The sequence below is a fragment of the Flavobacterium sp. B114r genome (assembly GCF_056824125.1).
Genome location: NZ_CP124858.1, coordinates 1,528,443 through 1,550,317, shown reverse-complemented (window position 1 = coordinate 1,550,317; position 21,875 = coordinate 1,528,443). Strand labels below are relative to the sequence as shown.

At 34.8% G+C, this 21,875-nt stretch carries 16 protein-coding genes and 3 tRNA genes; 3 read left to right on the top strand and 16 right to left on the bottom strand.

Annotation, left to right across the window (positions count from 1 at the left end):
• Positions 1 to 50: 50 nt before the first annotated feature.
• On the bottom strand, positions 51 to 1,439 hold the full coding sequence (locus QLQ94_RS06890; RefSeq protein WP_271336304.1) for a dipeptidase: 1,389 nt from the start codon (positions 1,437 to 1,439) through the stop codon (positions 51 to 53).
• Positions 1,440 to 1,547: 108 nt separating this feature from the next.
• Here QLQ94_RS06890 and QLQ94_RS06885 point away from each other — a divergent pair.
• A tRNA-Leu gene (locus tag QLQ94_RS06885) sits at positions 1,548 to 1,629 on the top strand.
• 474 nt (positions 1,630 to 2,103) lie between these two features.
• Here QLQ94_RS06885 and QLQ94_RS06880 read toward each other — a convergent pair.
• The 14 genes from QLQ94_RS06880 to QLQ94_RS06815 all read right to left on the bottom strand — a co-directional run bounded on the left by QLQ94_RS06880 (position 2,104) and on the right by QLQ94_RS06815 (position 17,978).
• The gene (locus tag QLQ94_RS06880) at positions 2,104 to 2,529 is read right to left on the bottom strand and encodes a hypothetical protein (RefSeq protein ID WP_271336303.1); all 426 of its coding nucleotides are present in this window, start codon (positions 2,527 to 2,529) and stop codon (positions 2,104 to 2,106) included.
• A 4-nt stretch (positions 2,530 to 2,533) separates the two neighbouring features.
• A complete protein-coding gene (locus tag QLQ94_RS06875; RefSeq protein ID WP_271336302.1) occupies positions 2,534 to 3,268 on the bottom strand; it encodes a hypothetical protein in 735 nt (244 codons plus the stop codon).
• A 131-nt stretch (positions 3,269 to 3,399) separates the two neighbouring features.
• Complete coding sequence (locus QLQ94_RS06870) at positions 3,400 to 3,633, bottom strand: hypothetical protein (protein WP_271336301.1); 234 nt, start codon at positions 3,631 to 3,633, stop codon at positions 3,400 to 3,402.
• Between the two features lie 944 nt (positions 3,634 to 4,577).
• The gene (locus QLQ94_RS06865) at positions 4,578 to 5,240 is read right to left on the bottom strand and encodes an HAD family hydrolase (RefSeq protein ID WP_271336300.1); all 663 of its coding nucleotides are present in this window, start codon (positions 5,238 to 5,240) and stop codon (positions 4,578 to 4,580) included.
• 292 nt (positions 5,241 to 5,532) lie between these two features.
• Positions 5,533 to 7,116, bottom strand: coding sequence for an MFS transporter (locus tag QLQ94_RS06860; protein WP_271336298.1), 1,584 nt, complete (start codon positions 7,114 to 7,116; stop codon positions 5,533 to 5,535).
• 1 nt (position 7,117) lies between these two features.
• Positions 7,118 to 8,170 (bottom strand): HlyD family secretion protein, encoded by a 1,053-nt coding sequence (locus QLQ94_RS06855; protein WP_271336297.1) that lies wholly within the window; start codon positions 8,168 to 8,170, stop codon positions 7,118 to 7,120.
• Between the two features lie 72 nt (positions 8,171 to 8,242).
• Positions 8,243 to 9,553, bottom strand: a complete 1,311-nt coding sequence (locus QLQ94_RS06850; RefSeq protein WP_271336296.1) for a TolC family protein — start codon at positions 9,551 to 9,553, stop codon at positions 8,243 to 8,245.
• Between the two features lie 400 nt (positions 9,554 to 9,953).
• Complete coding sequence (locus tag QLQ94_RS06845; RefSeq protein WP_271336295.1) at positions 9,954 to 10,775, bottom strand: AraC family transcriptional regulator; 822 nt, start codon at positions 10,773 to 10,775, stop codon at positions 9,954 to 9,956.
• A 288-nt stretch (positions 10,776 to 11,063) separates the two neighbouring features.
• Positions 11,064 to 11,137, bottom strand: a tRNA-Asp gene (locus QLQ94_RS06840).
• A gap of 1,703 nt (positions 11,138 to 12,840) precedes the next feature.
• A tRNA-Asp gene (locus QLQ94_RS06835) sits at positions 12,841 to 12,914 on the bottom strand.
• Between the two features lie 86 nt (positions 12,915 to 13,000).
• The gene (locus QLQ94_RS06830; protein WP_271336294.1) at positions 13,001 to 13,927 is read right to left on the bottom strand and encodes a DUF58 domain-containing protein; all 927 of its coding nucleotides are present in this window, start codon (positions 13,925 to 13,927) and stop codon (positions 13,001 to 13,003) included.
• Complete coding sequence (locus tag QLQ94_RS06825; RefSeq protein ID WP_271336293.1) at positions 13,924 to 16,497, bottom strand: M1 family metallopeptidase; 2,574 nt, start codon at positions 16,495 to 16,497, stop codon at positions 13,924 to 13,926. The genes QLQ94_RS06830 and QLQ94_RS06825 overlap by 4 nt, the downstream gene beginning before the upstream one ends.
• 266 nt (positions 16,498 to 16,763) lie before the next feature.
• Positions 16,764 to 17,357: a hypothetical protein gene (locus QLQ94_RS06820; protein WP_271336292.1), complete on the bottom strand. Its 594-nt coding sequence runs from the start codon at positions 17,355 to 17,357 to the stop codon at positions 16,764 to 16,766.
• A gap of 66 nt (positions 17,358 to 17,423) precedes the next feature.
• Positions 17,424 to 17,978 carry a hypothetical protein gene (locus QLQ94_RS06815; RefSeq protein WP_271336291.1) on the bottom strand — a complete coding sequence of 185 codons (555 nt, stop codon included), beginning with the start codon at positions 17,976 to 17,978 and terminating at the stop codon, positions 17,424 to 17,426.
• A 205-nt stretch (positions 17,979 to 18,183) separates the two neighbouring features.
• On the opposite strand from QLQ94_RS06815, the gene QLQ94_RS06810 reads away from it, so the two are divergent.
• Both QLQ94_RS06810 and QLQ94_RS06805 read left to right on the top strand, forming a co-directional pair.
• Positions 18,184 to 18,891, top strand: a complete 708-nt coding sequence (locus QLQ94_RS06810) for a LytR/AlgR family response regulator transcription factor (RefSeq protein WP_271336290.1) — start codon at positions 18,184 to 18,186, stop codon at positions 18,889 to 18,891.
• Complete coding sequence (locus QLQ94_RS06805; RefSeq protein ID WP_427402086.1) at positions 18,888 to 20,978, top strand: ATP-binding protein; 2,091 nt, start codon at positions 18,888 to 18,890, stop codon at positions 20,976 to 20,978. Before QLQ94_RS06810 ends, QLQ94_RS06805 begins: the two co-directional genes overlap by 4 nt.
• Before the next feature lie 531 nt (positions 20,979 to 21,509).
• Here the strand turns inward: QLQ94_RS06805 and trxA are convergent.
• Complete coding sequence (gene trxA / locus QLQ94_RS06800; RefSeq protein WP_041516662.1) at positions 21,510 to 21,827, bottom strand: thioredoxin; 318 nt, start codon at positions 21,825 to 21,827, stop codon at positions 21,510 to 21,512.
• Positions 21,828 to 21,875 lie beyond the last annotated feature (48 nt).

The window sequence follows — 21,875 nt, the reverse complement described above, 5'->3', positions numbered from 1 at the left end:
TAAAACCTGTTAGGAAAATAAACTTTGTGTCTTAGTGCCTTCGTGGCAAACTATTTAGAAAGCTCTACGAAATATTTGTAAAACAACGGAATAGTTTCGATTCCTTTTAAGAAATTGAAGATCCCGAAGTGCTCGTTTGGCGAGTGAATCGCATCAGAATCTAAACCGAAGCCCATAAGAATGGTTTTGCTTTTTAGTTCTTTCTCAAACAACGCCACGATAGGAATACTTCCTCCGGAGCGAACCGGAATTGCGGGAACTCCAAAAGTTTCTGTATACGCTTTGTTTGCTGCTTGATATCCAATACTGTCAATTGGCGTAACATAACCTTGCCCTCCGTGATGTGGTGTTACTTTTACGGTAACTCCGGCCGGCGCAATGCTCGTGAAATGTTTAGTAAACAATTCTGTGATTTCATGCCAATCCTGATTTGGAACCAAACGCATGGAGATTTTAGCAAAAGCTTTGCTTGCAATCACCGTTTTTGCTCCTTCGCCTTGGTATCCGCCCCAAATTCCGTTTACGTCTAATGTTGGACGGATTGAGTTGCGTTCGTTGGTTACATATCCTTTTTCGCCGTAAACATCGTTTAGGTCTAAGGCTTTTTTATATTTTTCCAGGCTGAAAGGTGCTTTTGCCATTTCGGCTCTTTCTTCAAGTGATAATTCCTGTACGTTATCGTAGAAACCAGGAATTGTAATATGATTGTCTTCGTCGTGCAAAGAAGCGATCATTTTTGCCAAAACATTGATTGGGTTTGCCACTGCTCCACCGTATAATCCTGAATGTAAATCACGGTTAGGACCTGTAACTTCAACCTCTACATAACTTAAACCACGCAAACCTGTCGTGATCGACGGTTGCTGGTTCGAGATCATTCCGGTATCTGAAATAAGAATTACGTCGTTTTTTAGTTTTTCCTGATTGCGTTCTACAAACCAGGCCAAACTTGCTGAACCAACTTCTTCTTCGCCTTCGATCATGAATTTTACGTTACATGGCAAAGTATTGGTTTGCACCATAAGCTCTAAGGCTTTTACGTGCATGTACATTTGTCCTTTGTCATCGCAAGCTCCACGAGCAAAGATTGCGCCTTCCGGATGAATTTCGGTTTTTTTGATTACGGGTTCGAATGGTGGCGATGTCCATAATTCGATAGGATCCGGTGGTTGAACATCATAATGTCCGTAAACTAGAACTGTAGGTAGATTTGGGTCGATTATTTTCTCTCCATATATAATTGGATACCCAGGAGTATCGCAAATTTCGACTAAATCGCAACCTGCTTTTGATAAACTTTCCTTTACTGCCTCGGCAGTATCGATAACATCTTGCGAGTAAGCGGTGTCAGCACTTACCGACGGAATTTTTAATAATTCGATCAATTCGTTGATAAACCGATCTTTATGTTGTTGAACGTAAGACTTTATATTTTCCATTTCAATTATTTTTATAGAATTTCAAAAATACAAAAAAGAGAATTAATATTTTTTTTCAAAAATGCTTTGAAATATAGAACTTATGTTTATCTTTGCACCCACAATTGAGCGGATATGGTGAAATTGGTAGACATGCCAGACTTAGGATCTGGTGCCGCAAGGCGTGTAGGTTCGAGTCCTATTATCCGCACTGAAAAAAAGCTTCTGAGAAATCAGAAGCTTTTTTGTTTTACATACTTTTTATCTTTTTATTGCTAAAGTTGTTGATAAACAGATTACAACAATATCATATTTCTATTTTTGTGTTTCTGTTTTTGAAAGATAATTTTAAAGAAGAATAACTTCCTTTTCCTTTTTTGTATTTAGCAACTGATCGCAATTAAACCCAACACTTTGAACTCTTTATAAAAATTCCGGATAAATGATTTATTTTGTAGCGAGGTCCCGAAGCGTCGGGATCAATCCCTTGAAACGCAAAGCAACCCCAATATTTGTCATTCTGAAGAATGAGGAATCTTCACACGCTGAGCACGCACTGTTGTCGAATTTCTTGCGGTGATTTCTCGTTCCTCGAAATGACAAACTGTGTTACTAATCAACATCTAAATTAAGAATCTAAAGCTTCGGCTAATTTATTGAGCCAATATTATTAATAAAAAAATAATTACTGTTGAAGCTCCTTAATAATATTATCTAATTCTTCTTTATTTTCGCGTTTCCCATTAAAAATATCCATTTCTCTTTGTGATTTAAACCATTCGAGGTCGTTAGTTTTAGTGGTATGGTTCCAGATCATTTCGTAATCATTCATGTATTTATATCTAATATAAATCACTCCGTTTTTTACAATATATTCTTGATGTTGTCTTTCTAAAACCCACTTTATATTTTTATAAAAATTTGGTGGAATTTCATTTGGCTTTGCAATTTTAAATAATTGATTATGAAATGTTTCTGAAAACAGTACTGGCCCATGCAAATCGTCATTTACAAGTACCGGACGAAGTTCCACATACCTGTTTTCCCAATAATAATAAGCTGAGCATAAAATAATTATAGTTACTAATCCTATGTATATTTTTTTTTTCATTTTTCTATTTCAATTTTATACTTAACCCTCCAAAAAATCCAGATTGAAAAGTTTTATTAAAACTTTGTTTCCATTGACTTCTCATTTCATAAGGTCTTGCCCCGCAATATTTTTCTACCAACAAAGCATCTGAATCGTTAACATATCCAAAACCATTGATATAAGCATTTGCTCCTTTGTGCCAGTCGTACCTATCCCACCAATAATGAATGATTGTTCCTGATAATACAAAATTATCTTTCTTTCTGGTAACTATAAAATTACCTTTTGAGGTTATTGTACTTGTACCACAAACATAATACAATTCACGAAAAATACCTCCAGTAAATTGACGCTGCAATTCATTAGTGTACTTTACATAATCTCCTTCTTTTGTTAATTTTTTATCAAAATTTTCAAGTCCAAGTCTTTCCTCAAAACGTTCAATATTTATATTCTCAGCAACAATAACTTCATTGTTGCCTCTAAGCCAATTAAAATCAATATTTTTTGTAAATCCCGTACCATCTAACCACCATTGCAAACAATCTGCCGCCATGTTAAAATTTCTTTGTCTGGATTTTTCAATCATTTCAAGATAATTCTTTTTTAACATCAAAGCTTTATCTCTATCATTCTGTTCAAGATAGAAATTTCTCGCCTTTGAGCTCCCTTGTTCATTCCAAAAAGGATCCCCAAATAAATTCTTATATTCTGAAGGAGCTAAATCAGTTTTTGTATTAAAAGTACTATTATTCATAAATTTTATATTATTTATTTAAGTAATTATTTACAAATGTATTAATTTTTAACTCCATAGATTTTTGAAATTCTTTTAAATGCAGAAATTTCTTCAATAATAATTTAATATTTGCCTTTACAAACCTGATTTCACTCAACATCTAAATAAGGATCTAAAGCTTCGGCTAATTTATTGAGCCAATAAAAATTATCTTCGATATTATTTATTTCAGATTCCATCGTTTCGCATCCTCGCATTACGCATAACGAAAGAGCATAATTTACTTCTCGTATTTTTTTTGCCATATCTTGAGGATCCATAACATCAATAAAAAAATCTTTTAGTCTTGTTTCAACTTCTTTGGACAGATGATTTTTGTTCATAATTTTAAAGTTTGAAAAGCAAAATTCTTCAAAACTTATTTGCATTTGAACTCATATATGCCTTCAACTTTAATTATTATTTTTGTATAGGCAAAAATCGTAAATTCATCATAATTTATTAGCCGTAAAGAAATGTTACGAACCTTCACAATAGAAAAACTTAAAAATCTTGATCTAACACAAAAATTAGCCATAGCAATTCCTGTTTTGTTCATCTTAAGCTGTTTAACAAAACGTTATATTGAGCGATTTAGATTTTCTACCGAATTTCGGTGGGTATATGAATATGGCAATTTTGGCACTTTAATTTTATGTATTTTTCTTGTGTTTTTTTCTTTTGCGAATTCTATTTTAGTTCTTAGGGATTTAAAAATAAAGCTATTACCAAAATTTTTATGGTTTTTATTAAGCTTATCAGTTTTTCTATACGTCGCAATTGCCTTAATAATTGCAATTTTTAGACAAGGATTAATCTTCGGCTAAAGCCTTTCCCTACAAAACATAAAAAAAACTCCAGCTAAAGCAGGAGGCTATTCATTTAATTTATCATTTCTAACCGCAAAGATGGATTAAAATCCATCCCTACAATATGTTTCGTTCCTCCGGAACTCTTTATAAAATTCCGCAAGAATGATTTATTTTGTAGCGAGGGATTTTAATCCCTTGGAGCGTAAAGTAACCACAATGTTGTCATTTAGAGGAATGAGAAATCTTGACAAGAAGCTCGGCAAAGATTAGATTCTCGTTGCAGATTACTTGCGGAGATTTGCTTCGCCTGTTCGCTATCGCTAGGCTCTCCTTTGTTGAAATGACAAATTAGACGAAAATATTATTATGAAATGATTGGCCTAGCCCCGATAGAAGTGGAAATCCTTTTGTGGCGGGGTTCGCCACAAAAGATTGTAACGGATAGCGGGATTAGCTCCTGAAAAAAAGTTGAAATTTTATTCTTCGGTTAGTAATTGAATTACCTTATCAACATTCACTTCGCTATAATCATTAATATAAAAATTACATGGCGGAAGTTGTTCTTTTGTATGTGTACTCAAAACGCCAACGACTTTCATTCCTGCATTTAGTCCCGCTGTAACGCCCGAAAAAGAATCTTCGAAAACAAGACAGTCAGACGGTGCAACTCCAACACGTTTTGCAGATTGCAAATATACTTCGGGATTTGGTTTATGAAACTTTACGTCTTCGCTTGACATTATAGAATCCATTTTGCCTTCGAATTTCAGTGCTCCCATAATCAAATCAAGATTGGCGCGCGGTGCCGATGTTGCAACAGCGGTTTTAAAACCACGAGATTTCAGTTCGCCTAAAAAATCCAAATAATGCGGGATCGTTTCGACTTTGTGTTTATAAATCTCACGAAACATTCCTTCTTTTTCATCCTCAAGCTTTGTAAGTTCTTCTCCGGCAATAGGACGTTTAAAGAAGTGCGACAGGATATAACTATTGTGTTTTCCGTACATATGTTCTTCGAACTCTTGTTCTGAGTGCGGAATTTGATATTTATCGAAAAATGCCTCGAAAGCTTTTGCATGATGCGGATTGGTGTGACAAATCACGCCATCCATATCAAAAATTACACATTGCTGCTTCATTGTATATTTTATTTTTTTAACGGTTGCAAGATAGGGCAATAAAGGGTTATTTCACAGAGATTCGCGGAGGTTTCTTGCAGAGATTCGCTGAGTTTTTTTTAAATCGCGCAAAGTCGCAGAGGCGCAAAGTTTTATTTATAGCCACAGATTTAAAAGATTAAAAGGATTTTTCACGCAGATTCTGCAGATTGAAGCAGATTTATTATTTGATTAATTATAATAATTATCTGCGCATATCTGCTTAAATCTTTTTAAATCTGCGTGAAACAAAAAAATTTGCGCGATTAATTTATCAGCCTATCCAAACCTTACTTTTCACCAATGTCATTGTTTGTCTTAGATGTTGATTGCACGCTATAAGGATAATCAAAACTACAAGGCCGTAACCTACGATGGTATAAATTTCCATATCGGCTAGTAAAGTCGATTGTTTGGTGATGGTTCCGAAGACTTTTTTTAAGGCAAGGGCATTCGACTCGTCAAGCGAATATCCTTTTGCAGCGAAAGTCTGCGCTGTTTTGGTGATTGTTTCCTGAGCTTGCGGATTATCGCCTGTTACGAATTGGCTTAGTTTGAGAAAGTGTTTTTTGTTTAAAAACACCATGGCATTCTGCATGACACAAAACCCAATCGTGCTTCCCCAAAAACGTCCTGAAACTCCGACAATTCCCGAAGAAACCGCCATTTTTGCAGGAACAGATGACGTGGTAAACAAGATCAACGGTACAAACAAAAAACCAACCCCAATACCTTGCAAAATATACGGAATGATAATATCTGATAGCGCGACATCTGGCACAAAAAGAAATGTAAACCAAAAATGAAATATGGCAATAAGCGAAAAACCCATTATAAAAATAAGCTTGGTCGAAACGGATTTCATTAGGAAATAAGCGGCCAGAATAAGCCCTATTACATTTCCTAATCCGTTGATGTATTGTACGCCGGCAACTCGGGACGGATCCCAGTTCCAGATCGAGAACATTGCCGAATGACAAAGACTCAACGTTGCCCTACTAATATAAAAGAGGAAGAACAATAAAAACCCAATTCGGAGATTGGCATATTTAAAGACTTCAAAATCAAAAGTGGGTCTTTTTACCAAAAGCTCTTTAAAAATAAATAATCCTCCTGTTATCAAGGCAATCATGAGCATTAGAACCATGTGTGAAGACTCAAACCAATATTTTTTTTCGGCATATACAAAAAAGTAAGCGCCACAGAGAATCGCCGTTAGAACCAAAATATAACTGATCCAGTCGATTTGATACAACGGAATTTTCTTTGTGATTCTGTGTCCGCGAAAAGTCACCAGGATCAAAAAGACATTCAAAACCTGAAGTCCGCCTGAAACATACAACATGTATTTCCAGTCGTAATGATCCAGAAACCAAACGGCAATATTCATAATAAAGGGCGTTGACAATAACAGCGAACCGTAATAAAAGGAGAAACCTATTATAATGGCATTTTTAGAATGAAACTGCTCGATTAGCAACTGTCTGATCGTAATTACCGGAAGTGCCATAAGGATTCCCTCGGCAACTCTGAGCAATAAAAATACATAAAAATTGGTAATATAGGCCGATGAAACAATCGTAATCCCAATGACAGAATATACCGCCATCAGGTAATTTTTTGCAGGGAAAAAACTCGAAAATCTACTTTCGATCAAAATCGTAGCCAGCAAAGTTCCGTACGTAACGCACATCGCAAACTGCAAATCCTCAGGCTCAATGTCAAGAAAACTTGCTGCGTAGGTTACGTTTGAAGTATAAACTCCTAATAAAATCATGGAATGCAGCAAACAGACAAACAAAATAATAATGATTGCCCATCTGGGAACCCAGGATTTAAAAATACTTTTATCTTCCATTTTAGTTGTGCTCAGCAATAACGGTAATATTCATTCCGGCTCTTAAAAAATCAGCGTGTTTATCAGTCTCTTTCAATTGAATACGAACCGGAATTCTTTGTTCGATTTTTACGAAGTTTCCTGTTGCATTATCCGGAGGCAATAACGAAAATCTCGCTCCACTTGCAGGCGATAACGAGGTGATGATTCCTGTAAATTCTTTATCATTTAAGGCATCGGCCTTAATTCTTACTTCCTGACCCACAGTTAAATATTGCAATTGTGTTTCTTTAAAATTGGCCGTAATCCATTTTTCTTTGCTTACTATCGAAAGCAACGATTGACCTTCTTTTACCATTTGTCCGGGCTGTAAAGTTCTCTTACCAACCCAACCGTCATAAGGCGCGGTAATTATCGTATAAGAAAGAAACAATGCTGCATTATCTGCCACAGCTTGTTTCGAAGCAATATTGGTTTGCATCGTAGGAACATTGGCCTGCGCCTGAGAAGTGCTTAAATTAGAAGACTGAATCCTGTCTCGCATTTCCTGAAAATGGGCTTGCGCCGATTCATAATCTGCTTTGACTTTCTCTAATTGTTGCGAGGTCGCTGCTTCGTCTTTTACCAAAGCCTGGTAACGTTCATATTCTAATTTTGTTTTCCAAAGATTGGTTTTGGCTGCAGCCAATTGCGATTCTCCAATTGCGGTTGAACTTGCTGTTGTTGCTACGTTTTTTTCGGCCACAACACTACTTTGTTTCGCGCTTTGAACATCGGCCAGCGCCACATTCAGTTTTGATTTGTATTCTCTGTTGTCGATGATTACCAAAGTATCTCCTTTATGCACAAACTGATTTTCATCAAAACGAACTTCCTGAACATACCCCGTAATTCTGGACATAATAGGCGTTACATATTGCTCGACCTGAGCATCATTGGTTTCTTCGTGATTTCTGTTGAATACATAAAACCAAATTCCTAAAATAATCCCACTTGCAACTAATATGCAGGCGATAATTGTTATTAATATATGAAACGTTCTGTTTCTCTTAGTTTCATTTTTTATCTTAACCATATACTTTAAATATCTATTTTCTTTATTCTTTTACTCTATTCTCTTGCTTCTATTCTCTTTCTTCTAAAACCTCTAAATCTCATTCGGCATTATTCCCGCAGTATGAAGCAATTCGTAATGTTTAAGAATAGCATCCAATCTGGTCGAAATCTTGTTGTATTTTGCCTGTAGTAAAGCATTATCAGCATCAACCATTTCAGTTATTAAAACCAGTTGATTGAGGTATTTTAGTTTTACGATTCGGTAATTTTCATTTGCCAGATCCAAAGCTTTATCTACCACCACAAATTTTTCGAGGATTTCCTGGTATTGGGTATGTTCTTTAAACAGCTTATCCTGAATTTCATCTTTTGTAATTTCAGTCTGCATTTTCTGCCATTCAATTTGTGTAGTCGCCTGTTCTACTTTGGTTTTGTTTTTATACAAAGCCGAAATATCAAAATGCGCCTCGATACCAATTTGTCCTAAAGTGTACAAATACGGATTTGGCGGAAAAAATTTGTAGTTAGGATAATAAAAACCATAATTCCCGAAAAAATTTACCGTTGGCAGATAATTTCCTTTAACCAACTTCAGCTCCGTTTTTTTGATATTTAATTCCTGACTTGCGATTCGCATTTCTTCGTTCTGAAAAGCTTTTTCTAAATAAAAATCATACGGATCCATACCATTCATTTTATCCATAGAAGCCGTAGTATCGATTGCCACTTCTTCATTTTCAGGAATCTGAATCAAAGTTTTTAAATCGTGCAATGCGATCTTTATATTTTTAGAATTTGTAAGCGAGTTCAATTCACGGTCCGAAAGTTGTAATTCAGCTCTGATAACTTCGTTTTTAGTTACTGTTCCGTGTTTTTGCAGGGACTGAACTTCTTTCAATCGGCTTTTTTCTTCTTTGATGTTTTCTTCAAAAATCTTCTGAAGCTCCATCATTTTGTAAATCGCCAGATAATTTGCTACCACTTCTAGCTCGATGTCATTTTGAGTCTTTTCGGTTTTTATTTTGGCAATTTCGTTTTCCTGATTGGCAATTTTAATCGCGTTGTTGATCTTATTACCGGCATAAATTGGCATTTTGAAAGTAGAATTGACCTGATAAATTTCAGGAATTGCCTTCGTTACTTCTTTACCATTCAGGAAACCGCTTCCTTTGAATTCTGTAATATTGGTAATTCTGGAGTACTCGCCGTTTAATTCGATATCCGGTAAACGAAGTTCTTTTCTTTCTTTGATGTTTTGCTCTGAAAGCGTAGTCTCTAATTGAGATCTAAGGATTTTTTTATTGTTTTCTTTAGCCAGTTTCACCGCTTCACTTAACGAAACCGAATGAATTTCCTGCGCTTGCAAACCATTAAATGTCAATACAATTAGAAATATCAACACGATTTTGAGAAAACAATCTTTTGTGGAATTTGTTGTTTTAAGGAACATGAATATTTTAAGATTTTAATACTGCAAAGTTCCTTCATTTTTTCGGTGACTGATAATTCTAAAAAGTCAATAACATATTCATTTCGGACAAATGTTAAAATTTTAATTTCCGAAAACGTTATATTAAAACACTGGAATGCAGCGCATTAAAAATATCGCATGATTTAAAGGTTTTACGCAGATTTAAAAAAGATTTAAGCAGAGTCTAGCAGATAATTATAAAAATAAATCGGCGTAAATCGGCGTAAATCTGCTTAAATCAGCAAAATCTGCGTGAAATATTTTTTTTAGCTCGCAGATTTAGCAGATCAAACAGATAAAATACATTAAAAAAATCTGCAAGAGAATAATTTTATTTGTCTTTTAAAATATTCTCACCGTTAAAGTAATCAGAAGGTCTTTGTCCGAGGAATTTAAAAAAAGTATTACTGAATGTCGGTACGCTACTATAACCTACTTCCTGAGCGACTTCTTTAACCGAAAGTTTTCTGTCAAGTAAAAGTTCGATCGCTTTTAGAATTCTTCGAATAGTATAATATTGAATGAATGACATATTAAGGTCTTTCTGGAATAAGCGATACAAAGAGCGTTCGCTATATCCAAATTGATGTGCAACCTCAGCAAACAAAATTGTTTCTCCCAAATTATTCTCTATATGCCTTAAAATTTTACTCAAACGCGGATCTTTGGGCTGTGGTAATTCTAAAGGTAAATTGGTCAGGCAAATTTGAGGCAATATTGCCTTGATCGCTTTGGCAATGGCAAAGTTTGGAGTTCCTTTTTTAAGATCACCATTCCAACGATTTGTAAAAAGCATCATTTGCAATAGTAAATTATTCACAGGATAAATACCTTCACTTTTATAAAATACGTCCTCGTCTTTTTCAACGGGAAAATACAAGTTACGCATTGTTACACTTTCTGACTTGGGATGAATACTATGTTCAACTCCCGCCGGAATCCAGATAAAATGTCTTGCCGGCAAAAAATAGGTTTTGGTTTCTGTAGTTACAAATACGACATCACCTTCGGCATATAGCATTTGCGCTTTATCGTGTTTATGTGTGGGAACAAGCAATTCTCCCATCAAATCATGATGGCAGTAAATGCTTTTTTTATCGGCATCTACTTTTTTGATGTAATACTTATCTAGTTTCTGACCGGAATGTTCCATTGAAGTAATTGAATATCTTTCTTGCGATATATAAATGTAGGGAAATTAAAAAAATTAAATCCCAATATTTTAAAATTCCAAAGCTGGATGAGATTCAACCGCAAAAAACGCTAAGTTTTTTAAAGTATGCTTTTTAGAAAATACAAAGTTCGCAAAGCTTTGTGTTGATCTAGCTTTGCGAACTTTGTGTTTTCTATACGTAAACTAAAATTAAATCTTAGCGAACTTTGCGGTTAAGCTATAAAAACAAAAAAGCCTTTCCGTTAAGAAAGGCTTCTTCCAATATTGCGGTCTGGACGGGACTCGAACCCGCGACCCCATGCGTGACAGGCATGTATTCTAACCAACTGAACTACCAAACCAACTGCGTTATTGTGAGTGCAAAAATACAACAGAAGTTGGATTATACAAGGGTTTTTATGAATTAAAATTAAAATATTTTTAATGAACTGATTTTAAATAAATTCCAATCTAATAAATTTCAAATTTCAATTGAATATCTACGAATTTGGGAAAGCCTAGAATTTTTAGTAAAGTTTTTTCGCACAATTTATCCATATTCTTTTTAAACATTACTAATGGTTTCGACAATTGAAACTTGATACATTATTTACCATCTCAATAATTCGTTTCCCAAGGTTAAAACCTTGGGCTATGTTTGAAATACTGTGAAGAAATTCAAATTGAAACCTCGGGCAATGACTAAAACACCAAAAGCACAAAACCAAAAAATCCGCAAAGCTTAAAAAAAAACTTTGCGGCCTTTGCGTAAATCTTAGCGCTCTTTGCGGCTAAACCTGGGCAATTGCTAAAATACCAATAAGCACAAAACCAAAAAATCCGCAAAGCTTAAAAAAAAACTTTGCGGACTTTGCGTAAATCTTAGCGCTCTTTGCGGTTAAACTCGGGCAATTACTAAAATACCAAAAGCACAAAACCAAAAAATAAGCAAAGCTTAAAAAAAACTTTGTGGACTTTGCGTAAATCTTAGCGCTCTCTTGCGGTTAAACTCGGGCAATTGTTAAAATACCAAAAAGCACAAAACCAAAAAATCCGCAAAGCTTTAAAAAACTTTGCGGACTTTCCGTAAATCTTAGCGCTCTTTGCGGTTAAACTCGGGCAATGACTAAAATACCAAAAGCACAAATCGGATAGGAGCCTAGGGATTAATTCCCTAGGCGACCTTCCACACCACCCGGCATACGGATCCGTACCAAGGCGGTTCTTAATTTACGATACATTTTAAGATAGATACCTAACCTAAAGTACTTCCGTGAGGTTGTTTTCAGTTATCCCAATAAAGGTCTGCACTCCCTGGTAGCTGTCGGATTCCGTCCTATCCTTTCCAAGGTAGTTATCAAATTACTTGATATTTTCTGCATTCGTGCCTTCATAGGTAACATTCATTTACTACTCACTTAATTAAGTTCAGTCCTTCGGTACTCATTTACAGTACCTACTATGACCTCTGCTGACTTCTTATAGCAATTGTTATCCATAAGTGCTTTTCTTAAAAAAAAAACTCCCCCTATGTCTATAAGACCTCCCCAGGTAAGAACGACAACTTTCCTCTCATATACCTGCTATATTTACCATGATGTTTCCGTACAGTTTTGGACTTCAGTTTGTGTTGCAACCTTATCCAACATCTTTGGCCTTTTATATAGTTTCTGTTCGTCAGGTCAAGAGTTTGCCTACTGCTTCCTTCAGATTCCACCTCGCGATGGACACCCTTGCATTCAGCTAACACTTCCCACTGTAAAGGCGTGTTCGGGACTTACACCCTAGAGTTATCGCCCATGCTGGGCACACAACCAAAAAGTCCGCAAAGCTTTAAAAAAACTTTGCGGACTTTGCGTAAATCTTAGCACTCTTTGCGGTTAAACCTCAAAAACAAAAACGTCTTAAATCAAAAAAGCCATCCACAAAAGTGGAAAGCTTTTCATTGGTCTAACTACTAAACCAGCTACGAGTTACAAAGTCGTAGCAAAACAACACAACTAATCTTAGATACCGTATTTGGGCAAAAAAGCCTTTCTGTTAAGAAAGGCTTTTCCCAATATTGCGGTCTGGACGGGACTCGAACCCGCGACCCCATGCGTGACAGGCATGTATTCTAACCAACTGAACTACCAAACCTCTGCGTTATTGCGGTTGCAAAGATAGTACAGAATTTCATTTCTGCAAGTGTTTTGATAAAAAAAATTAAATATATTTTTAAATCTTTAGCCAAAGTTTTGTTTTTCAACTAAATATGTAGTCAATATTTTTTCAAAATTATCGCCCACATTGACCGGAACGTACTTAATTTGGTTCTTTGCACAAGTCAAAGCCAGTTTTTTAAAGTACTCCTCTGCCCTTTTTCCATATTCTGCTTTTACATTATCGGCAAAAATCGATACTTCTTCGCCAGATTCTAAGTCGATGAACTTTCTTGGTGTGTTATCAAAGTCAAATTTCAGCTCTGTTTCATTATCTACAACATGAAATAAAACTACTTTGTGTTTGTTGTGTTTAAGATGCTGCAAAGCATTAAAGAGCTTTTCATCATCTTCGGCCTGAAACATATCTGTAAATATAATGATCATCGAACGGCGATGCATTTTCTCTGCAATCTGATGCAGATACGTAATCGTATCGGTAGTTTTTTTGACTTTTGGCTGTTCTAATAATTGCTCCAGTTTATTGAGCAGCATTCTATGATGGCGATCGCTTCCTTTTTCCGGTGCATAATATTCGTAACTGTCTGAGAAAACACTCAAACCAACGGCATCGCGTTGTTTCTTTAAGATATTCATTAAAACTGCCGACGCTAAAACTGCAAAACCAATCTTCTTTTCATAAAAAGGCTGACCGGATTTTAGTTCAGGATAATGCATTGATGACGAATTATCGACAATAAGATGACAACGCATATTCGTTTCCTCTTCGTAGCGTTTGGTGTACAAACGATCGGTTTTTGCAAATAATTTCCAATCGATATGTTTGGTACTTTCTCCTGCATTATAGACTTTATGCTCTGCAAATTCAGCCGAAAATCCATGAAACGGACTTTTGTGCATTCCGGATATAAAACCTTCTACAACCTGATTTGCCAGCATTTCGAGATGCTGAAAACTGGATACTTTCTCTATTTCCGATTCGATTTTCATTCGGTTTCTTTTTTAATATTTTGTGCGCGGTACAAACCGTCTGTCGCCTGCAACAGCTTTCGTTTTAATATCGGACTAAAATTAGGGTTTTCTTTTAAGAATCGCTGTACTTCATCAAAAGCATATTTCGACGAATATTTCCCAATAGTATTATTCAACCAATCTTTCGGGAAGAAAATATCTCCCGTTCTCTGAATTTCTTCGACCAAATCTAATGAAAACCGGATATATTTTTGAGCACTTTCCTGACGTAAAGGATGATTGATATTCGCCAAACCTACAGCAACCCAAGATTCTTTCTCTCTATTTTCGTCGTCTTTTAATGACTTCACAAAAGCATCACGAACCAATTCATCTTTGAATAAAGAAGGGAGTAAAAATTCAAATCGCTTTTGTTTGTCAGGATTTGTGATTGTAGTTTTCGCTTTATTCAGTATTTCTGTTGCTTTTTCATGTTTAAATATAGCCAAATTCATTGCCATATTGGTGTAATCGTCTTCGTTTAACTTTAAACTTTGAATCACGTTTTCTTTATTCCAGATCGCATACAATTTGGCTTTACCAGCATCTGAATACGCAATCGAACTAAACAAATTAAACAACGTCTTTTTGATATTACTTGGCAAATTAGCCTGCAAACGTTCGTATAAAAGGTCTTCCAATTGTTTTTGTGTTTTGTTTTGTTGCTTCTCGGTCAGGAATTTCCAAAAGACATTGCTCGTTTGACTGGTAATTATTTTCAGAACCAATTCGTTTTCTTCCTGCTGAATTCCTTTTAAGAAACAATCAAAAGCTTTACTTGGCTCAACATTTCCCGTTAAGGTATTTTCATAAATATTAATGTATGTTGAAGCTCTTGCTACCTCATCTTTCAAACTCAAAACAGATTCTATATTTCCGTCAAGCGGAAAAACACCATAACCATAACCATTATAATTATAAATGATACTCAACGGTTTTTCAAGTCCAAGAGCGTCTTTTAGCAACAGGTTTTTATCTTTTATATTGACATTGATCACTTTTACCTGATCTTTATAAACTAAACCAATATCAAAAATCTGAGGCCACACATTTGCTGATTTATCTTCGGCTTGTTGATTTATCTCAAAGCTCGAAATTCTGTTTTTAGCATCGTATTCTATTTTATTGGTAAAAATGGCTCTTCCTGATTTATTTACCCAAACTTCGCTCCATTTTTGCATATCAAGCGGCGTTTCGGCATCCAGAATTTCAACCAGATTATTCCAGTCGGCATTATCGTTGGCGTATTTTTTAATGTATTTTTCGATTCCTTTCTGAAAAGCTTCCTTTCCCATCGAAGCTTCTAACTGACGCATCATTATAGGAGCCTTATTATAAATAATAGCTCCATAAAGTGATCCGGCATCTTTGAGATTCGCCAAATGTTGTTTTATAGGATGCGTGCCTAACGAACGATCTTCCGCGTAAGCGTTGGGATAATGCGCTGTTAAAAATTGTAGATTATGATTGACTTTCGGGAAAATCGGGTTCATGATTTTGTCTGCCATAAAATTGGCAAAGACCTCTTTCATCCAGACATCGTCGAACCATTTCATAGTAACTAAATCACCAAACCACATGTGCGAGGTTTCATGCGCAATGAGTTTTGCACGATCCAGTTTCTCGCTGTCTGTAGAGCTGTTATCCAAAAACAAGGTAGATTCTCTGTACTGAATCGCACCAACATGTTCCATTCCGCCATATTGAAAAACCGGAATCGAAGCAAAATCTAACTTTTGAAAAGGAAATTTATAATTGGTATATTTTTCTAAAAAGTCTACTGATTGTTGGTGTAAATTAAAAATAGTATCCACACTTACTCGAAATTTATCTGCATTGTTTTCGCGATACAACATCGTCATTTCACGATTTCCAGGTTTCTGAGTTACGCTTTTGAATTTTCCGGCAACAAACGAAAACAAATATGTGCTCATTTTATCTGATTCTCCAAAAGTATAACTTATAAAATCTCCTTTTTCAACTTTCTTTTTCACATCGGCACCAGCCAAAACCGTCCAGTCTTTAGGAACCGTTAAACTCAGTTTATAAGTCGCTTTAATATCGGGCTGATCAAAACATGGAAATAATGTGCTCGCACGATCCGGAACTAATAATGTGTACAAGAAATCATCATTTCGGTTTAGAGATAAGTTTCCCGCTATAAAAGAAATTACAACTGTATTTTTTCCTAAAATCAAGTCTTTAGCAGGAATAACAATATGTCCTTTCTCATGAACAATAGCGATATTTTTGCCATTACCCTGAATTGATTTTATATTTGAAGTTTTTTCTTTAAAATCTAAATATAAAGGTTCATTTAAATCAGACAATGTAAGATTCAAAGTCAAATCTGACTTGATTTCCTGCTGTTTTTGCTGCGGAATTTCAAACGAAAGTCCATAAATTACATTAGAGATTTGATGTTTTCGGAAAATAGCCAATTGTTCTGAAACGCCGTTCTCTAAAACAAGATTTTCTTTTTGTTTCGATTGAGAAAAACCAATTGTGGTAAATATAAGAATACAAAGAAGGCTGTAGAAAATTTTCATTTTTAAAGGAATGTTAGATTTGTAAAAATAAAAAAAGTTAGCCACGAATTTCACGAATTAGCACGAATTAAAATTCTTTTTATCACAGATTACACAGATTAAAATGATTTTTTTTAAATCTGTGAAAATCATTTAATCTATGGCAAACTTTTTAAACAATATCAAAGTAAATAATTCGCGTAATTAGTGGCAAAAAAGCATAAAAAAAGTCTGACCATCGCCAGACTTTTTCCAAACATACTAATTCTAACTATCCAAAAATAAAATTATTCAGTTTGTTGAAATGAAAAGCTCGTGTCTCCAGCATAATAATTATTACTCGCATTCGTAGGAAAAAGACTTTCTGTTGCTGTACTTGAGATATAAGCATAACCCGTTATTGTAATATTTCCTGCCACAATTGGGTAAGTTGTTGCAGATCCGTCCGTTTTTGTTCTTTTAATCCAGTCATCACTATTTACTGTTAAGAAATATTCTTTGTCCTTAACTAACTGAATGGGAACGATCGTTTTTTCGAAAGGCATATTTGCTATCGAGACATTCATAGTTTCAGATTTTATAACTGTTTTGGTCGCCACATCCCATAACGTAATTCTTAAGTTGATGTTTGCGTCTGGGATTTTTGCAAAAAATGACGTTATTTTACCCGTTACCGTTGGCTTAAAACTGAAACCATATTCGTAGATTCCTGAGTTTTTCACATCTGTTGCTTTTTGGCTAAATCCTGATCCTGACAAATATAAATCAAGAGGATTTTCGGCATTATATACAATTGGTGCTGCTTTGTCATCATCACTACTACAGGAAATGCTTAAAACTGCAAATGTCAAAAGTGTGAAAATTATTTTTAACGTTTTCATAATAATCTGGTTTGGTTGGTTTTTATTGTAGTTCAATAGATTGAATTACTTATCTTGTTTCGAAGATTATTGTTGAATATTAAAATGTGCACAAACTTCTTCATAACTCATTTTAGAATAATCAAGTTTTGCCGTTTTTGCAGTTGCAGCAGCAACGCCTCCCGGAATTAGGATATAACGCCAGCTAAGGCTTGTTGGCAAATTCACTGTTCCTACTCCACTATGTGTAAATCTGAACAATTTAATTTTCTTGGCAGTAGAAATAGCCGTAATAGTATTGGTAGTTCCGCCGGCATTTGATGTATACGGCAAGGTAAAAGTTCCTGATCCAAAAGACATATACACCAGTATGGTTCCTTTTGCAAGAATATCTTCTGATAATTGTGGCGCATTAATAAAAGTAGACATTCCCGGCGCGCCGTCTATAGTTTCTGCAATTGCTACCGGAGCAGTTATCCATGCGCTATAAATAACATTTGCTGTTCCTGTTGCCCCAGCTGCTCCTGCTGCTCCTGCTAGTCCGTCAACTCCGTCGATTCCGTTTGTTCCGTCATCGCTGCTGCATGAGATTGTAGAAATTGCGACTAATAAAAGTGTGAAAATGGTTTTTGAAAATTTCATAATAATTTTGGTTTTAATAATTCATTAAATGGTTCTTATTTAATTCAATAGCGTTATTTTTGTAAAAGTCAAATGATAGTTAAAGAAGCTTCTTTTTATATGATGACTGAATTACGAGACAAATTTGCAGGATTAAAATCAACCGAAAAACCACTAATAGACCAACAACATTTTAAATAGACAGACGACATAAAACCCGAACCAAATGACCAAAAAATACACTTGTATTATTATCGACGATGACGAAATAGACAGACTTACGGTGTTATCGTTTGCCAAAAAGTTTCCTATTCTGGATATTCTGGGTGTTTTTGAATCGGCAGAAGATGCGCTTCCATTTATTGAAGAACAAAAAGTCGACATCTTGTTTCTGGATATTGATATGCCTGGTTTAAGCGGAATTGAGTTCAGAAAAAAAACGCTCGAAATTCCGGTTTGTATTTTTATAACTGCACATCCTGAACACGCTGTTGAAAGTTTTGAAATCGAAACATTAGACTTTATCGTAAAACCATTAAAACTCGATCGATTTGCACAAACCATAAGCAGGATTGAAGAGTTTATGGAGATCAAACTCAAAGCATCTCTTTTTGAAGCCAGTATTGGCGGTGATACGATTTATATTAAAGAAGGACACGAACAAACGAAAGTCAAATTGCATGAAATCTTGTATCTCGAAGCCTTAAAAGATTATACCTTGATTATCACCGATAAAAAAAGACATTGCGTTTTATCGAGTATTGGCAATCTTTTGAAAGAAGACCATTTTCAATCCTTCATTAGAATTCACAGAAGTTTTGCCGTTCAGAGACAATTTATTCAGAAGATCAATTCAACCGAAATTATTTTAAACAACAATGTCGCCATTCCGGTTGGAAGAAGTTATAAGGAAAACCTAAACCTGTTCTCATGAAAAAAATGGGGTTCTTGTTTTTGTCCCTCATCAGCCTGACTGTTTTTGCGCAGGAAGAACCTAATTTGGCACGATATAAAACTGTCGATCAAAAACTAAAAGTATGGTTAAAATATACCGACACTCTTTTAGAAAAAGAAGATTATGCGAAACTTATATCTGCTGCTCAAAAGGGAGTTTCACTTTCTAAAAACAATCCTGCTTATCTTAGTCGGTTTTATCTTTACACTGGAACAGCTTATGAATTCAGTAATAACCAATATGAAAAAGCACTGATCAATTATGAAAAATCGTGGAAATATGCTCAAAAATCCCATCATTTAAAAAATGAGACATCGGCTTTAATGCGCCTTAATTACATTTATTATTCCATTCGAGATACTGTAAAAGGAAAAGCCTTAATCAATTACATTAAGCAAATTCTTGACACAACCAAAAGTAATTATTCAAAAGCTGTGTTAAATGGAAGTTTAGCCGAATATTACCAAAATAATTCTAAGTATGAAACTTTTATTGGATATCAATTAAAGGCCATAACTTATAAAAAACTCCTTAAAAAAGACAAAATAAATTTAGAGAATATTGGAATTTCCTATTTGCAAATTGGGAGCTCCTATACAAGAATGAAGCAGTACAGCAAGGCAATTGAATATTTAAACGAAGCAAAACCTTATGTTAAAAATTCTCCTTATGTAAATGCTTTTTTATGCAATTATTACTTGCAGAGTTTTGTCGCATTAAAAAAACCAGATAGTATCCAAAAATACTACAACTTAATTTACACTTATCCAACCGCTAAAGATTCGCTTTTTCTTAATTTGAGTTTTGCCAATCGAAGTATGTCTGACCATTACATAAACGAAAGAAAAACAAACACAGCCTACAATTATGCTAAAAAAGCGGTTTTGCTTGGACAAAAATCAAACGATGAAGAAATTTTGATGGAAGCCAATGCCGTATTAGGAACAGTTTTGTATGAAAAAGGAGAATACAAAAAAGCTATCGAAACCTTAAAAAAAGCTTCAACAAATGCCCTGACCTACGATAAGGAATCCTTTGTAAATATTAATAAAAAACTATCTCAAAGTTATGCCGCATTAGGGCTTTGGAAAGAGGCTTTTCATTATAACGAAATCTACAGCAAATCTAATGACGAAATGATGCAGGAATCAGCAAAACAAAGTATTGCCAATGCCGAAGCACATTATCAAAACAAAAGCAAACAACAAAAAATCAAAAACCTTTCGACTCAAAATACCATCAAAAACATTCAGATTCAGCAAGCCAAAAAGCAGCGTTTCTACTTAATTTCAGGATTAATTCTCGTTGGCATTATTGGATTATTATTGTTCAGACAAAACCAAAACCGTAAAAAAACCAATCAGAAATTACAGCTTTTAAATCAGGAACTTGACGAAGCCAATAAAATAAAAGCAAGGTTCTTTAGTATCTTAAATCATGATTTAAGAAGCCCCGTTTCAAATTTAATTCACTTTTTACACCTTCAAAAAGAAAGTCCGGAATTGATCGACGAAGCCACAGCTTTACGAATGCAAACCAAAGTCATTACCGGCGCCGAAAATCTATTAACCTCAATGGAAGATATTTTATTATGGAGCAAAGGCCAAATGGAAAATTTCAAGCCTCATTTTAAAGAAGTTCAAATTTCTATTTTATTCGAAGAAACCCAGAAACATTTCTCAGGAATAGAAAATATCCATATTTCATTTGAAGATCCTCAAAACATCATCTTAAATACCGATGAAAATTACCTAAAAACCATCATTAGAAACCTAACCGGAAACGCCATAAAAGCACTCGATAAAACCCCAAACGGAAAAATAATCTGGATAGCCTGGCAAGAAAACAACCAAACTTATCTTTCAATCACAGATAATGGCAAAGGAGGAACTCAGGAACAATTCAAAGCTTTATACGACGACTCAGAAGTTATAGGTATCAAATCCGGTCTGGGATTGCATCTTATTCGCGATCTCGCCACCGCCATAAATTGTAAAATAGAAGTAAATTCTCAGCAAGATTCAGGAACTACATTTACGATAAAAGTTTGCCACGAATTACACTAATTTTCACGAATTATTTTTTTTTACACCCATTTTAAAAGATTTAAGCAGATGGAAACAGATTTATTAATAACTAATATCAAAAATAAATCTGCTTTAATCTGCCAAATCTGCGTGAAAATTTCATCAGTATCAAATAAATAATTTGCGAAAATTTGTGAAATTTGTGGTAAAAAAATACCACATTTTAATTCGTAAAATTGAATGTTAAGCTCAAAGCAATTCGCGCTAATTCGTGAAATTCGTGGCAAAAAAAAACCTTTAAAATAAAAAAGGCTTGACTTTCTCTTGTTTATTGTTTACGCCAATTTATTTAAACACATAGGGACATAGCTTTACATTCCGAAAAAAAGAATACACAAAGAAACACCTTTCTTTCAGATAGCTATGTGTGTTCACACAAATGAAATGCCTTTTTATTACATTAGAAAAGCTATGTTCTTATGTGTTTAAAATATGCTCAATTCAATTTTATTCCAATAAAAAAGGCTTGACTTTCGCCAAACCTTTTTTATATAAATCATAATCTTACGATTACAACAAAGCGTCTAAACTATCTGCGTAGGTTTGTTTCGGAGCAACTCCTACTTGTTTTCCTACTACTTCACCGTTATGAAAAACCAAAACGGTAGGTATGTTACGCACACCATATTTTGCAGCGAATTCCTGGTTAGCATCTACATCGACTTTACCAACAACTACTTTACCTGCGTATTCTTCGCTGATTTGGTCAATGATTGGACCAACCATTCTACAAGGACCGCACCATGCTGCCCAAAAATCTACCATTACTGGTTTATCTGATTTCAAAACTACTTCATCAAAAGTAGCATCTGTTATTGCTAATGCCATAATTTCTTATCTTTTAAAATTATTGTCTGAATTGTTTTCGTTTTCAAA